Origin of the sequence: Pseudorhodoplanes sp., from assembly GCF_050250235.1 — a bacterium.
Lineage (GTDB): Bacteria > Pseudomonadota > Alphaproteobacteria > Rhizobiales > Xanthobacteraceae > Pseudorhodoplanes.
Genome location: NZ_JBFWPA010000010.1, coordinates 38,186 through 52,998 on the forward strand (window position 1 = coordinate 38,186; position 14,813 = coordinate 52,998).

Below are 14,813 nucleotides of genomic sequence, written 5' to 3' on the forward strand. Positions count from 1 at the left end.
CGCTCAGGCGGCCGCGCCGGGCCGGCGATCCTGATCGGTTCGCTGGCTCGTTTCCTGGCTGGTTTCCTGGCTGGTTTCCTGGCTGGTTTCTTCGCCGGCTTCGCTGCGGGTCTGATGTTCGGCGACGAAATAGACCGGGCGCGCCTTCTGCTCCGACAGGATCTTGCCGACATATTCCCCGAGCACGCCGATCATGATGAGTTGCACGCCGCCCAGAACCATCAGTCCGACCACGACCGACGGATAGCCCGGCACCGATTTGCCGTAGACCAGTGTCTCGTACAGGATCGTCATTCCGAAGATCAGGGCGCCCGTCGCCATCACCACGCCGAGCAAGCTTGCTACCCGAAGCGGCGCGACCGAAAATGATGTCAATCCCTCGATCGACAGCCCGATCAGCGAACCGAAATTCCAGCTGGTGCGGCCATGAGCGCGCTCGGCCGGTTCGTAGTCGACGCGCAATTGCCGGAACCCGATCCAGCTCGCGAGTCCCTTGAAGAAACGGTTCCGCTCGGGCAATTGTCGCAGCGCGTTGGCCGCGCGTGGCGAGAGCAAGCGGAAGTCCCCGGCATCTTCCGGAATCTTGTAGCGCGAGCGGAAGTTGATCAGCGCGTAGAAGGTCTTCACGCCGGCCCGCCGCAGCATCGATTCCTGATCGCGATGCGCCTTGGCGGTATAGATCACGTCATAGCCGTCATCGAGCCAGTGCCCGACCAGCCGCTCGATCAGAGTGGGGGGATGCTGTCCGTCGCCGTCCATGAACAAGAGTGCGCCGTTGCGTGCGTGCTGCAGCCCCGCCATCAGTGCTGCTTCCTTGCCAAAATTGCGTGACAGCGACAGCGCCTGCACATCGAGACCGATGGCGGGCAGGGCGCTTGCGACGGCATAGGTATTGTCTCGCGAACCGTCGTCGACATAGACGACCTCGATCTTCAGGCCGCGCTTCTCGCGCAGGGATTGGGCGGTTTCGCACAGCCGCGCATGAAAGGCCGGCAGGTTGTCGGCCTCATTGAAGCAGGGCACCACGATCGACAGGCTTGGCGATTCCCCGCGCTTGCGCGAAGTGGCGGCTGCTGTATTCCGGTCTGGTCTGTCTCTTGTCGGCATGTCGCGCCTGTTCAGGCCTGCATGGCGGGTCCCGGCTTTATACCGCAAGCGGCCGGCCTTGCATGAGCTTTTGTTCAGAAAACGCCGTTCTTTCAGAAAGTTAACGCCGACAATGCCGGATTTTCAGAATGCCCGGAGCCTGCCGCGGCGCTTCATGGCGGCTTTGAGACGCCAGGCTCTGATGGTGAAGGCCATGAGCTTCGCCTCGATCGGTTTGGTGAATACGCTGGTCGACCTCGGCTTGTTCCTGCTGGCGCTCAAATACCTGACCACTTCGCTCGTGGTTGCCAACATTCTGGCCTGGTCCATCGCCGTGACCGGCTCCTACGTGATGAATTCCTTTATTACCTTCGCCGCCGAGTCCGGACGGCGTCTCACCGCGATGGCGTATCTGGCGTTCATCGCCTCTCAGGGAGTGGGGTTGATCGCGGCGACCACCACTCTGGTGCTGGCTGCGCTTGTGGTTCCGGTTCTCTATGCGAAACTGCTGGCGATCGGTGTGAGCTTCCTCGTCAATTTTTCGATTTCCCATTTGTTGGTGTTCCGCAAGCCAAAGGTCTGAGGCATGTCCATTGCAGGAACCGAACCCGGCGAGCGTCAGCTCAACGGCCCGCAAACCACCGGCCGCACCTATCGCAACCTCTCCGCGCCAGAGCATGCGATGGCCCGCGACAACAATATTGCGGTTCCGATGCGCGACGGCGTCACGCTGCTCGCCGACGTGCATCGGCCTGCCGAGCCCGGCCGCTACCCGGTGCTGATCGCGGCCTCGCCCTATCCGCGCCAGCTCCAGGATTTGGGTGCGCCGGCCGGTTTCATCGAGGCGGGCGCCAGCGATTTCTTCGTGCCGCGCGGCTACGTGCATCTGATCGTCAACCTGCGTGGCACCGGCGGCTCGGGTGGCACCTTTGGCCTGTTCGACGCGCAGGAACGGCGCGACATGCATGACCTCGTCGAATGGGCGGCGGCACAGCCCTGGTGCGATGGCAATGTCGGCATGATCGGCATCAGCTATTTCGCGATGACCCAGCTTGAAGCCGCTGTCGAACGGCCGCCGCATCTGAAGGCGATCTTCCCGGTCGCGGTCACGGCGGACCTGTATGAAGCGGTGAGCCACCACGGCCTGTTTTCGAGCTCGTTCATCACGCCGTTCGTGTCCGTGCTCGGGATGACATCGCAACTGTCCGACCGCTTCCTGCGCAGCGAACTGGTCGAGGCGGTGCGTACGGTCCTGCATGTGCCTGCGATCCACCGCAAGTTCGCCACCATGAATGGCGAAGCCTCGATCACCGCGCTCAGGCTTCTCATGAAGCTGCATCACGATCCGCATCCGTGGGACGATTACTGGCGCGCGGTCGCGGTGGAACGGCCGGTGCGCGATGCATGGTGGGAGGAGCGCAATCTGATGCCGCTGCTCCATCGGATCGAGATCCCGGTCTATCTCGGCTGCGACTGGCAGAATGTGCCCCTGCATCTGCCGTCGACCTTTCCGGCCTTCAACGCGCTGAAGAACAGCAATCATGTCCGCGTTGCGATGCTCGGGGATTTCGGCCTGACCTGGCCATGGGAAAGCCTGCATGTCGAGGCGCTGGCCTGGTACGACCATTGGCTGAAGGGCAAGGACACCGGAATTCTGGAAGGTCCCCGCATTCGCTATGTCCTGCCGGGGGCGACGGGATTTCACGCGGCCGATGCATGGCCTTTGCCCGGCGTGACCTATCGCGACTACGCGTTGCGCGCCGATGGCGGCCTCGCCGCCGACGAGGGCACAACCGGTACGCGGACGATGATGACGCTTGGTAGCGGTCTTAATCGTGCGCATCCGAGCGAGACCGATCCGCCGGCCATGCTGACATGGAACAGCGAACCGCTGGAACGAGATCTCGACATGACGGGTCCGGTCGAGCTTGCGCTGGACGCGACAGCGACCGCCATCGACACCGCCTTCATCGTGACGCTTCAGGATGTCGATCCGTCCGGGAATGCGACGGACATCACGGCCGGCTACCTGCGCGCCAGCCTGCGCGAAGTGGATGAGGCGGCGAGCAGGCCCGGCGCGCCGGTCTTGCCCTGCCGTAGCTTTGAAGCGGTGCCGGTCGGGCAGCTGGTTCGCTATCGCATTCCCATGGTAGACAATGCGCGACGCTTCAAGTCCGGACACTGCATCCGGCTTGTTCTCACCGGCGACGACCAGAACCCGGAAGCGCCGTCCATCATGGGTTTCCGCCATGCGTCGGCGGGAACAAGCTGTCTGTCCACGATCATGTCGTCGTCGCGCCTGCTGCTTCCGGTGCTCAACGGTTGAGGGGAACTTTGCTGGCCTCGCCTCCGTTGGTGCTCGACGTCTCACACGCGAGGACACCCATGGCAGACGCAGCGACCAAGGATCGCTTCGCGCTGGCCGCCGAAAAGACCGCGGCTGCCGAACGCGCAATCCAGGACAATATCGACCGCAAGGACAAATCGAAGCCGAAGCAGGACAACGAGCGCGGCGCCATGCAGGCCGGCGCGCGCCGCTATCCCGAACCACCGCTGCCGGCGCAGCATTTGAAAAAGCCGGGCAACGAGTCCGATCTCGAACTCGCGCCGATGTACGACGCGCCGCATTACAAGGGGTCGGACAAGCTGAAGGACAAGGTCGCGTTGATCACCGGCGGCGATTCCGGGATCGGCCGCGCCGTGGCCGTATTGTATGCGCGCGAAGGTGCCGACGTAGCGGTCGCCTATCTTTCCGAACACGCGGATGCACAAGAGACCAAACGGGCGGTAGAGAAGGAAGGCCGCCGCTGCATTGTCATTTCAGGCGATGTTGCCGATCCGGATTTCTGCAGGGAAGCGGTGAAGCGCACGGTGAAGGAACTCGGCGCGCTCGATATTCTGGTCAACAACGCGGCGTTCCAGGAACACGTGCAGGACTTCCTCGATCTCACGCCCGAGCATTTCGACCGCACCCTGAAGACCAATCTCTACGGCTATTTCCACATGGCGCAGGCGGCGGTGCCGCACATGAAGGAGGGCTCTTCGATCGTGATGACCGGCTCCGTCACCGGCCTTCTCGGCAACGACAAGCTGCTCGATTATTCGATGACCAAGGGCGGCATCCATGCCTTCGTGCGCTCGCTTGCAACGCATCTCGTCGGAAAAGGCATCCGCGTCAATGCGGTCGCGCCCGGTCCGGTCTGGACGCCGCTCAATCCGGCCGACCGCGACGCCAAGGGCGTATCGAAATTCGGTGCCGACACGCCCATGAAGCGGCCGGCGCAACCGGAAGAGATTGCGCCGGCCTTCGTGTTTCTCGCCGCCCCGAGCTGCTCGAGCTATATCACCGGCGAGATATTGCCGATCATCGGAGGCTATTCGGGGGGCTGAATTAAAGCCTCGCTTCGATCACCAGATTGAACGCCGTTTGCATCGCCGTCCGGACCTGGCCGAAGCCTGCCTGACGCAGCACGCCGTAAAGCTGCTTCGGTCCGGCCTGCGCGCCCAGCACATGCGTGCCGTTCTCGGAAATCGCATGCGCGCAGCACATGGTGGTTGAGGCGGCGTAATAGAGCCGGCCGACCGGATTGATGTTCTCCTCGACCTTGTCGCTGGCGAATGGCTCGATCAGCATCACAGTGCCGTCCGGCGCGAGTGAGGTCGCCGCGTGCCGCATCGCATCGTTCGGGTGGCCCATGTCATGGAGACTGTCGAAGAAGCAGATCAGGTCGTAGCCGTGCGCCGGATAGGTATCCGCCTTGGCGATCTTGAAGCTGACACGATCGGCGACACTGGCCTCCTGCGCGACCTGACGCGCCGCCGCGATCGAGCCCTCATGTGCGTCGAAGCCGAAAAACCGACTGTTCGGAAATGCCTTCGCCATCAGCGTGGTGGAGTGCCCATGCCCGCAACCGATATCGGCAACCGTGATGCCGGCCCTGAGCCTTTCGACCACGCCATCGAGCGCCGGCAGCCATTGCTGCACCAGGCTGCCGGCATAGGCATTGCGGAAGAACGCCGCGGACCCGCAAAACAGCCGGCCGTCATGCTCGCCCCAGCTTACGCCGCGGCCGGTCTTCATTGCGTCGAGCGACTTGTCCTCGTCCGCCCACATCGAGGCCACGCATTGCCAAGCATTCGGCAGATAGACCGGGCTCGTGTCGTCGGCGAGAATCGCAGCCTGTTCCGGCGTTAGCTCGTAGGTGCCGGATGCGACGTGATAATCCACATAGCCGCCCGCCACCTGCGCGTTCAGCCATTCGCGCACATAGCGCTCGGCGCAGCCGGACCGCTTCGCCACCTCGTGCGATGACAGCGGGCCCGCGCCGGCCATCGCTCTGTAAAGCCCGAGCTTGTCGCCGAGGCTGACCATCACCCCGCCATAGCCGGCCGACAGGTCGCCGAACAGGCGCCCGACGAGGGATTCGAGTTTCTGCTGATCGATATTCATGCCCGTTTTCCTTGAATTTGTCCGGCGCCCGCTGCGACGGAATTGCGCGGACTTCTGCCGCGCGGACAAACCGGTCGCGAGTGCGTAACCGGCCAGGACCGGTTCATTTGTGCCAGCGGGCGGTGTAAAGGGCCTGCATGCCGACAGAGCCCCGTCCGCTCCATGTCAGTCTTGTCGCCGTTCCTGAAGCGGCGATGTCGACGCTCGTCGGCATCTACGACGTGCTGAATGCGTTCGGGCTGCTGGCCAGGACCGATCCGGCAATTCCGGACACCCCGCCCTTCGCCGTCGATATCGTCGGCACCGCGCCGGGCGAGATATCGCTTGCCAGCGGTTTACCGTTGCGCGTCGGGCGAGCCGCCGCCGATATCGCGGCGACCGACATCGTGCTGGTGCCATCCGTCGTGCTCGGTCCGCAAGGCTGGAAGCAGGGCCGCTATCCCGATCTCGTCGACTTTGCCGCTCGCATGCACCGGCAGGGCGCAATCCTCTGCTCGGCCTGTTCCGGCATTTTCCTGCTTGCGGAGACCGGGCTGTTCGACGGCCATCGCGCCACCGTGCACTGGGGCTATGCGCGAGAGTTTGAGAAGACCTACCCGCTCATCCATTCGGAACCCGAGCGTGTACTGGTGGCGGCGGGCGAGCGCCAGAGCCTCATCAGCTCCGGCGCGTCCACAAGCTGGCACGACCTCGTACTATACCTGATCGTGCGCTTTGTCGGTGCGCCTGCGGCACAGGCCGCCGCGCGCTTCTTCGCGCTGCAATGGCATCAGGACGGACTTGCACCCTATATCGTGTTTGAAGGCCGCAAGGATCATGGCGACGCGGCTATTGCGGAAGCGCAGACCTGGCTTGCCTCGCACTTTTCCGTGGTGAGCCCGGTCGAGGAGATGGTCCGCCGCTCCGGCCTCGCGGAACGCACCTTCAAGCGGCGCTTCACCGATGTCACCGGGCTCTCCCCGATTGAATACGTGCAGCGCCTTCGGATCGAGGATGCCAAGCGCAGGCTGGAACGCACCGATGCGCCGGTCGACGAGATCGGCTGGCGCGCGGGTTACGAGGATGCGGCCTTCTTCCGCCGCCTGTTCAAGCGGTTGACCGGATTGTCGCCGGGCGCCTATCGCAAGCGTTTCCGGGTGCCGCAATTCGCCCGCGGCGGCGAGAACCAATAGTCTCGCGGCGCGCTACAGCTGCACCCCCGTCTTCAATCTCTCGAACAGCGGATTGTCCTGCGTGAAGACATAATCGATGTCCGAGACCGAAATCGCATCGGCGCCTTTTCCGCGCAGGAAATCGGCAAGCGCGAACACCTGATCCGGCGGGCAATGCAGCGTCAGCATGCCGGACGAGGTCGGGCCGCCGAACGGCGTGACGATGCCGAATGTCTCGCGGGCAACCGCAAGCAGCGCGTCGTCGCAGCCCTTGAAACGGGTGCGCATTTCGCGGAAGGCCTGGGCGCGGGCCTGGCTTGCGAGCCGGTCGAGAATCCGGCGGGCCGTGTCGAGCGTGCCATTCTTCCAGTCGGCGCCGCGGGCGGCGACCAGATTTGCCTGGGAGCGCAGCATCACGCCGTCTTCGATCACCTTCAGCGCGTTGGCCGTGAGCGTGTTGCCGGTGGTGGTGATGTCGACGATCAACTCGGCGGTGCCGGCGGCGGGCGCACCTTCGGTGGCGCCGAGGCTTTCGACGATCCGGTAGTCGCCGATGCCGTGCTGTCCGAAGAAGCCGCGGGTCAGGTTCACATACTTGGTTGCGACCCGCATCTTGCGGTTATGCTTGAGCCGGAACGCGGTCGCGACATCGTCGAGATCGGACATGCTGCGCACGTCGATCCACGCCTGCGGCACCGCCACCACCACATTGGCGTAGCCGAATCCGAGTCCCTCGAGCAGGATCACGCGCGCATCCGCATCCGGGATCATCTCGCGGACCAGATCCTCGCCGGTGACGCCAAGATGCGCCGCGCCCTGCGCGAGTTGCGCAGTGATCTCCGACGCCGACAGATAGGCGATCTCGACGCCATCCATTCCGGCGATGGTGCCGCGATAGTCGCGCGCTCCGCGCGGCTTGATGAGTTTCAGGCCTGCCCGCGCGAAATAGCCTTCCGCATTCTCCTGCAGCCGTCCCTTGGCCGGGACTGCGATGATCACGGGAGCCGTCATGATGCACCTCCCGCAATAGAATCGGAAAGCCGCTCGATCCAGACCGAGAATCCGACCGCGGGAATGGGCGAAGGCGATCCAAGCCGCGTCAGCAGATCGTCGTAGCGACCTCCCGCGACCAGCGGCTCGTCGCTGCCGCCGTCCCGCAATTCGAACACGAAACCGGTATAGTAATCCATGCCGCGTCCGAAGGCGCAGGAGAACGCCACGCGCCGCGCGTCGATATTGCGCTTGCGGAATTCCGCGCTGCGCGCTTCGAAATGATCGAGCGCGGCGTCGAGCGACAGCCCACCTTCCGCCGCGAGCCTTCGCATGGCGGTTGCGGCGTCGTCGAGCGTGCCGCTGATGTTGAGGAATCGAACTACGAGATCGTGGGTTTCGCGGGGCAGGGCGGCGGCGGCGCCAAGCGTCGATTGCTCCAGAAATCGATCGGCGATTTCGCCAACCGAACGGCCGCCGACCGCGCTGATGCCCGCAATCGACAGAAGGTCGGTGACCAGCGCACGGGCGGCCTTCGGGTCGGAGCCGGCGAGTGCTGCCAGCACGCCCTGATAATCCGCCTTGCCGTTGGGTGCGTGCAGCGTCAGGCGCTCCAGGTCCTGCGCTAGCGACGCCTTGCGGTTGAAGTCCTTGATCAGCCGCCGCTTCCAGGCCGGCGCCAGATCGAGCGCGGATACCAAAGCCGTGAACAGCGCGACATCCCCGGTCATGATCGAAGGCGCGTTGCGCCCGAAATGCGCGGTCGCCGCGAGCCCGAGCGCCAGCGTCTCGGCGTCAGCGGCGGCCTTGTCGGTGCGGCCGAACGATTCGATGCCTGCCTGCAAGAACTCGCCCGGGAGCGTGCCGCGATCGCGGAACACCGGCCCGAGATAGCAATAGCCCTGCGGCCGCCCGGCGGCCGGAGAGTGGAGATAGTCGCGCGACACGGGAATCGTGAAATCCGGGCGCAGGCACAGCTCCTCGCCGGCGCGGCCTGCGGTCAGGAACATGCGTGCGCGGATATCCTCGCCCGACAGGTCGAGAAAGGGCTCCGCCGGCTGAAGGATGGCCGGATGAGCCCGCGAATAGCCCGCAGCTTCATAGGTCGAAACCAGGTTTCGGGCCGAGACAAGGGTCTCCGCGTAGGGCTCGGGAACGGTCACGGTCGGCGGGTTGGTCATGGCCGCGGGCCTTTAGCACGGATGGTTTGAGGTTTCGACGACGGTCCGCCGCCGGGCTTAACGGCGGAATCGGCCCGACGGGGTTAAGGAATGGCAAGCGTCTCATACCGGAAAGTTCTGAGGCATCAGAAAAAATAAAGATGTGATGGCTATCCTGGCCGGCCAGGGACCAAAGCGCATGGCCGCAGTCGTCAGCCGCAGCATCGTGCAAGCCTTTTTCGAAGCCTACTCCGCGCGCGATGCCGCAGCGGTGGGCATGTTGCTGGCCGACGACGTGGAATGGACCATGGCCGGTCCGGTGGACGTGTTTCCCTTTTGCGGGGTTCGGCGTGGCCGGGACGCCGTGCTGGACTCTATCTTCCGGATCAAGCCCGGCATGCTCAGCGTCACGCGTACGGAGGTCGACCGGATTCTCATCGATGGCGAAAGCGCGGGTGCGTTCAGCCGGATCACCGCCGTGCACGCGAAATCCGGGCGCACCCTGTCCTATCACTGTGCCCATTTCCTTGTGTTCCGCGACAGCAGGCTCATCGCTTTCGAGGTGGTGACAGACACATTCGGCATCGCCGAGCAGGTGCTTGGGCATCGCATCGATGCATTCCGGACGCCGGAACAGCATGACAATGACGACACGCTGGTGATGCTGTGATCGCGGACACCGAAACGCTCGCGGTGGCGCGTCATGCCGCCGGCCGCGCTATTCCGGATTGGGTCGCAGATTTTTTCGAGGCCTATTTGGCACGCGATGCCGGGTGGCTGGAGCGCATCCTGCATGACGACATCGACTGGCTGCTCGCCGGGCCGGCCGATCAATTCGACCATTACGGCCGTCGCCGGGACAAGGAGAGCGTGATCGAACTGATCACGAAGATCATCCCCTGTTACTATTATCCGACCGGCTTCGTCTTCGAACACCTGATTGTGGAAGGCGATGCGGCCGCCGGGCAGGTCGCGGCGCATGGCCGTCTGCGCGCGCGCCAGCGTGACACCGGGCGCTCGCTCAATTTCCGCTTCGCGAACTTCCTGCGCTTCGAGAGCGGAAAGCTGGTATCGTTCCGCGGCATCCCGGACACCTTCGACGCAGTCGAGCAGATGGTCGGTCACGCCGTTGATGTGACGCGTGCAATCAAGACGTTGTCGGCATTCCCGGGCGACCTGGTGGCGGACGCCGAGGCGCTGCATCCGCGCGCGCCGGATTAACGAGGCGTTAACGGGTTGCCGAGGGGTGCGCCCGCTCCTCACCAAAAATAAGGAATTGCAATTCATTCTGCACGATCGTCCGGAGACGATCATGGGTGAAGCCGTAACCCCCGCCACCGTGCACGCCTTCTACCAGGCGCTGGCCTCGCGCGACCCGGTTCGGCTCGCGCCGTATCTCGCCGACGACGTGGAATGGCACATGGCCGGTCCGGTGGACCTGTTCGTGTTCTGTGGCTACCGGCGCGGCAAGGCGGCAGTCGTCGACTACATTGGACGGCTGGTGCCCTCGATGTTCTCGGTCAGGCGCTTCGAGCCGGCAGAAGTCGTGATCGACGGCGACACCGCGGCGCTCCTGAACAACGTCACTTCCGTGCAGAAGGGAACCGGGCGGATCCTGACCTATCAGACCGCAGTCTTCGTGGTGTTTCGCGACGGCAAGGTCGTATCGCTGAAGGGCGTGTCGGACACCTTCGACATGGCCGAGCAGGTGGTCGGTCATCGGATCGATCCGTATCGCGAGCCGCGTCTGGCCGCGCAACGGGACGTGATCGCGTTATGAGCGCCGTTGTCAGCGCCGCAGCATTCCCGGACCGGCTGCACGGCCGCGACGTGCCGCCATGGCTTGTCGCCTTCTATCGTGCCTATCTCAAGCGCGACGCCGGCCTGCTCGATGCGATCCTCGACGACAATGTCGAATGGCTGCTGGCGGGTCCGGCGGAGCAGTTCGATCTCTATGGCTGCCGGCAGGGCAAGGCGGCCGCGATCGAACTGGTCACCCGCATCATGCCGTGCTTCTTCCACATGACCGATTTCGAGATCGAGCATCTCGTGGTGCAGGGCGAGCGCGTCGCAGCCTACGGCCATGTGCGGGCGCGGCAGCGCGACACCGGCCGCTCACTGTGCTTCCGCGGCGCGCATTTCCTGCGCTTCCGCGATGGCAGGCTGGTGGCGTTCCGCAGCATCGCCGACACGTTCGACGTGGCCGAGCAGGTGGTCGGCCATCCGATCGACGTGAACCGGCGGATCGAGACGGCTTCGCTGGTGCCGGAAGAGGATGAATTGCTGAGCTTGTGACGCCGGTTGTTTCCGCTTACTCGGTGCGCTCCCTTTCCCCTGCGGGGAGGGTTCGGGAGGGGGGTAAGCTGCATAGTTATAAGTGCAGTTTACCCCCCTCCCGCCTGCCTTCGGCAGGCGACCTCCCCCGAGACAAGTCGGGCTTGCCCGACTTGTGTACGATTAGTTTAGAACGCAGCCGCGCGAGCGCGGCTGGGTGGGGGAGGTGATCCGAGCAAGTGGCGACGCTACGCCGTCCGCGTCCTGACCCCATGCCGCGCCAGGATCTCCTGCACGGTCTTGACGAGATCGTCGCGCGGCACCTTGCGCTGCGCGTCGGCCTGCTTCTGCAGATATTCGTCGCGGCCCTTTTCCAGTTTCGACAGTTGCGCGCCGGCAACGAGGTCCTTCACCACCACCCGTTCGCCCGCAGGATCGTTTTTTTCGTCCGAGCCCTGGATCACCACGCAGGGCGCGTTGCGCTTGTCGGAATATTTCATCTGCGGATTGAACTTTCCTGAACCGAGATACAACTCGGCGCGGATATTCGCTGCGCGAAGCTCCGCGACCATGCGCTGATAATCTGCGATTCGATCCTGGTCGAAAACCGTGACGACCACGGGGCCGAAACTTGGCTGTGCATCGCTCTTGTTCACAAGCGCGAGAGCGGCCGCGAGACGCGATACCCCGATCGAAAATCCGGTGGCCGGGACCGGCTCGCCGCGGAAGCGCGAGACCAGGCCGTCGTAACGCCCGCCGCCGCCGACCGAGCCGAAGCGCACCGGGCGACCCTTTTCGTCTTTCGTTTCGATGAGGAGTTCTACTTCGTAGACCGGGCCGGTGTAGTATTCGAGGCCACGGATTACCGAGGGTGCTATCGAAAGACGGCGAGTTCGATATCCAGCAGACGCAGCAATCGTTGAAATTTCTTCGAGTTCGTCCAAGCCTTGCTCGAATAGGCTTGAATTCGAAAACCATCCGCGGAATTTTTGGATGGTTGCTTCATTGGTTATTCCAAGTCCGCGGCCTGCGGTTGTTTCGACCGCAGTGCAATCGAGCCATGTCCACTCATCAAGAGACTTTTCGTTGGAGCTGACATCGGCTGTCGCAAGAAGGAAGGTCTCCAGCTCGTTGATTTGGTCGGTCGAGAGATTGGCACCTTTGGTGAAGTCACCTTTGCCCTCTTCGCCGCCGTCCCAACGACCTTTGCCGAGAAGCGCGCGGACGCCCACAATTCCAAGGCGATCAAGTTTGTCGATCGCACGCTGCACGATCAGACGTGTCCCTGTGTCCTGAACTCCGATAGCTTCGATGATGCCGTCAAGGACCTTTCTATTATTGACTCTCACCACATAGCTGCCGCGCGGGATGCCGAGCGCCTCCATTGTATCCGCCGCCATCATGCAAATTTCCGCATCGGCGGCCATCGATGCAGACCCCACCGTATCCGCATCGAACTGCATGAACTGGCGATACCGTCCCGGTCCCGGCTTCTCGTTGCGGAACACCCAGCCTTCGCGATAGCTGCGATAGGGCTTCGGCAGCGCGTCGAAATTCTCCGCAACATAGCGCGCGAGCGGCGCGGTCAGGTCGTAGCGCAGGCTCAGCCACTGCTCGTCGTCGTCCTGAAACGAGAACACGCCCTCGTTCGGGCGGTCCTGATCGGGCAGGAACTTGCCGAGCGCGTCGGTATATTCGATCGCGGGCGTCTCCACCGGGTCGAAGCCGTAGAGCTCGTAGACGGCGCGGATTTTCTCCAGCATCGCGCGGGTGGAGGCGATCTCGGACGGGGTCCGGTCCACGAGGCCGCGCGGCAGCCGCGCCTTCAGTTTGCTCGGTTTGTCGGTCATGAAGCGTCAACTTTGCAGATTACGGTCTGCGCGTATGCAGATTGCGATCTGAAACGATGCAGATGGTCCGCGGCTAGTAACAGCGGCAAGCCGATGCGGCAACCACGGTCGCTTTCCCTCCCCCCGCGAAGCGGTGGGGAGGGTCGGTTCGCGTCGCACAGCGAGGCGAACCGGGGTGGGGGGCTTCTCGTAGATTCGGCAAAAACGCCCCCCCACCCCCGACCCCTCCCCACCACTCGCTTCGCTCATGGGGGAGGGGAGAAGAGGCGCCGGCATGAAAAATGAGCTAAAGGAATCGCAATCCAAGAAAGGCCCCGCCATGAGCACCCAGTCCGCCCGCAAGCCCGCCGCCACCGCCGTCCCGAACGACCTCGAAGCGTTCTGGATGCCGTTCACCGCCAACCGCGCCTTCAAGAAGCGCCCGCGCATGGTGTCGCGCGCCAAGGACATGCATTACTTCACCCCGGAGGGGAAAGCCGTGCTCGACGGCGCCGCCGGGCTCTGGTGCACCAATGCCGGGCATAACCGCGAGCCGATCGTCGCCGCCATCCAGGCGCAGGCCGCGGAAATGGATTTCGCGCCGCCGTTCCAGTACGCGAATCCGAAATCGTTCGAACTGGCGAGCCGGATCGCGGCGATGGCGCCGGGCGACCTCGACCACGTGTTCTTCTGCAATTCGGGCTCGGAAGCGGTCGACACCGCGATGAAGATCGCGCTCGCCTACTGGAATGTGCGCGGTCAGGGCCAGCGCGCGCGCTTCATCGGGCGCGAGCGCGGCTATCACGGCGTCGGCTTCGGCGGCATGTCGGTCGGCGGCATCGGCAACAATCGCAAGGCGTTCGGCACGATGCTCGCGGGCGTCGATCATCTGCCGCACACCTATAACCGCGAACATCAGGCGTTCTCCAAGGGCGAGCCGGAATGGGGCGCGCATCTGGCGGATGAACTGGAGCGTCTGGTCGCTCTGAACGGCGACAACACCATCGCCGCGGTGTTCGTCGAGCCGATGGCGGGGTCGACCGCGGTGCTCCCGGCACCGAAGGGCTATCTGCAAAGACTGCGCGCGATCTGCGACAAGTATGGAATTCTGCTGGTGTTCGACGAGGTCATCACCGGCTTCGGCCGGCTCGGACACGCCTTCGCCGCCGAACGCTACGGCGTGGTGCCGGACATGATCACCTTCGCCAAGGGCGTGACCTCGGGTTCGGTGCCGATGGGCGGCGTGCTGGTGAGGAAGGGGATTCACGAGGCCTTCATGCACGGGCCCGAGCACGCGATCGAATTCTTCCACGGCTACACCTATTCCGCCCATCCGCTTGCGGTCGCGGCCGGTCTTGCCGCGCTCGATCTCTATCGCGACGAAGGCCTGTTCGAGCGCGCCAGGAAGATTGAGCCCACATGGTACGACGCCTGCATGTCGCTCAAGGGCCTGCCCAACGTGCTCGATATCCGCTGCGTCGGCATCACGGTCGGCATCGATCTGGCGTCGAAGCCGGACGGCGTGGGAAAACGCGGCTTCGAGGCAATGGACCGCGGCTTCCACGAGGAGGGGCTGATGCTGCGCGCTGTGGGGGATTCGCTCGCGATGTCGCCGCCGCTGATTGTGAGCGAAAGCCAGATTGGCGAAATTTTCGAGAAGGTAGCGCGCGCGATCAAGGCGGTGGCGTAACGTCATTGCCACGGTGACGCGGTCCGGGTTCCGGAGCCTGACGACAGGCTGGCGCTTGCACACACAAGGCAGGCGATCCGCATTGTTCCGCGGCGGAACCGGATACACCTGATCGATCCAGCAGATTTGTGCGCCCGGATTGCTTGCGCTTCGCGTGGCGCTCGTGGACATTATGGCCGGGGA

The 14,813-nt window shown here is 63.9% G+C and carries 14 protein-coding genes; 9 read left to right on the forward strand and 5 right to left on the reverse strand.

Going from position 1 to position 14,813, the window contains the following annotated elements:
* Window positions 1–3: 3 nt before the first annotated feature.
* Window positions 4–1,107 (reverse strand): glycosyltransferase family 2 protein, encoded by a 1,104-nt coding sequence (locus AB7F49_RS06980; RefSeq protein WP_428521112.1) that lies wholly within the window; start codon window positions 1,105–1,107, stop codon window positions 4–6.
* Here AB7F49_RS06980 and AB7F49_RS06985 point away from each other — a divergent pair.
* Genes AB7F49_RS06985 through AB7F49_RS06995 form a run of 3 tightly spaced genes read left to right on the forward strand, consistent with a single transcriptional unit; the run spans window position 1,064 to window position 4,476 of the window.
* Window positions 1,064–1,669, forward strand: coding sequence for a GtrA family protein (locus tag AB7F49_RS06985; protein WP_428521178.1), 606 nt, complete (start codon window positions 1,064–1,066; stop codon window positions 1,667–1,669). The two genes, AB7F49_RS06980 and AB7F49_RS06985, sit on opposite strands and share 44 nt — an antisense overlap.
* Window positions 1,670–1,672: 3 nt before the next feature.
* Window positions 1,673–3,412, forward strand: coding sequence for a CocE/NonD family hydrolase (locus AB7F49_RS06990; protein WP_428521113.1), 1,740 nt, complete (start codon window positions 1,673–1,675; stop codon window positions 3,410–3,412).
* A gap of 59 nt (window positions 3,413–3,471) precedes the next feature.
* Window positions 3,472–4,476, forward strand: a complete 1,005-nt coding sequence (locus tag AB7F49_RS06995; protein WP_428521114.1) for an SDR family oxidoreductase — start codon at window positions 3,472–3,474, stop codon at window positions 4,474–4,476.
* 1 nt (window position 4,477) lies between these two features.
* Here AB7F49_RS06995 and AB7F49_RS07000 read toward each other — a convergent pair whose 3' ends face one another.
* Window positions 4,478–5,536 carry a class I SAM-dependent methyltransferase gene (locus AB7F49_RS07000; protein WP_428521115.1) on the reverse strand — a complete coding sequence of 353 codons (1,059 nt, stop codon included), beginning with the start codon at window positions 5,534–5,536 and terminating at the stop codon, window positions 4,478–4,480.
* A 137-nt stretch (window positions 5,537–5,673) separates the two neighbouring features.
* On the opposite strand from AB7F49_RS07000, the gene AB7F49_RS07005 reads away from it, so the two are divergent.
* Window positions 5,674–6,708 carry a GlxA family transcriptional regulator gene (locus tag AB7F49_RS07005; protein WP_428521116.1) on the forward strand — a complete coding sequence of 345 codons (1,035 nt, stop codon included), beginning with the start codon at window positions 5,674–5,676 and terminating at the stop codon, window positions 6,706–6,708.
* A gap of 12 nt (window positions 6,709–6,720) precedes the next feature.
* On the opposite strand, the gene hisG is transcribed toward AB7F49_RS07005, so the two are convergent.
* Both hisG and AB7F49_RS07015 read right to left on the reverse strand, forming a co-directional pair.
* Window positions 6,721–7,698 carry an ATP phosphoribosyltransferase gene (gene hisG, locus AB7F49_RS07010; protein WP_428521117.1) on the reverse strand — a complete coding sequence of 326 codons (978 nt, stop codon included), beginning with the start codon at window positions 7,696–7,698 and terminating at the stop codon, window positions 6,721–6,723.
* The gene (locus AB7F49_RS07015; RefSeq protein ID WP_428521118.1) at window positions 7,695–8,858 is read right to left on the reverse strand and encodes an ATP phosphoribosyltransferase regulatory subunit; all 1,164 of its coding nucleotides are present in this window, start codon (window positions 8,856–8,858) and stop codon (window positions 7,695–7,697) included. Before AB7F49_RS07015 ends, hisG begins: the two co-directional genes overlap by 4 nt.
* Before the next feature lie 178 nt (window positions 8,859–9,036).
* Between AB7F49_RS07015 and AB7F49_RS07020 the strand changes: the two genes are divergently transcribed.
* The 4 genes from AB7F49_RS07020 to AB7F49_RS07035 all read left to right on the forward strand — a co-directional run bounded on the left by AB7F49_RS07020 (window position 9,037) and on the right by AB7F49_RS07035 (window position 11,132).
* The gene (locus AB7F49_RS07020; RefSeq protein ID WP_428521119.1) at window positions 9,037–9,507 is read left to right on the forward strand and encodes a nuclear transport factor 2 family protein; all 471 of its coding nucleotides are present in this window, start codon (window positions 9,037–9,039) and stop codon (window positions 9,505–9,507) included.
* A complete protein-coding gene (locus AB7F49_RS07025) occupies window positions 9,504–10,058 on the forward strand; it encodes a nuclear transport factor 2 family protein (RefSeq protein WP_428521120.1) in 555 nt (184 codons plus the stop codon). The genes AB7F49_RS07020 and AB7F49_RS07025 overlap by 4 nt, the downstream gene beginning before the upstream one ends.
* A 91-nt stretch (window positions 10,059–10,149) precedes the next feature.
* Window positions 10,150–10,617 (forward strand): nuclear transport factor 2 family protein, encoded by a 468-nt coding sequence (locus AB7F49_RS07030; RefSeq protein WP_428521121.1) that lies wholly within the window; start codon window positions 10,150–10,152, stop codon window positions 10,615–10,617.
* On the forward strand, window positions 10,614–11,132 hold the full coding sequence (locus AB7F49_RS07035; protein WP_428521122.1) for a nuclear transport factor 2 family protein: 519 nt from the start codon (window positions 10,614–10,616) through the stop codon (window positions 11,130–11,132). The genes AB7F49_RS07030 and AB7F49_RS07035 overlap by 4 nt, the downstream gene beginning before the upstream one ends.
* 227 nt (window positions 11,133–11,359) lie before the next feature.
* Here the strand turns inward: AB7F49_RS07035 and hisS are convergent, their stop codons facing one another.
* On the reverse strand, window positions 11,360–12,961 hold the full coding sequence (hisS, locus tag AB7F49_RS07040) for a histidine--tRNA ligase (protein ID WP_428521123.1): 1,602 nt from the start codon (window positions 12,959–12,961) through the stop codon (window positions 11,360–11,362).
* A gap of 319 nt (window positions 12,962–13,280) precedes the next feature.
* On the opposite strand from hisS, the gene AB7F49_RS07045 reads away from it, so the two are divergent.
* The gene (locus AB7F49_RS07045) at window positions 13,281–14,630 is read left to right on the forward strand and encodes an aspartate aminotransferase family protein (protein WP_428521179.1); all 1,350 of its coding nucleotides are present in this window, start codon (window positions 13,281–13,283) and stop codon (window positions 14,628–14,630) included.
* Window positions 14,631–14,813: the final 183 nt, after the last annotated feature.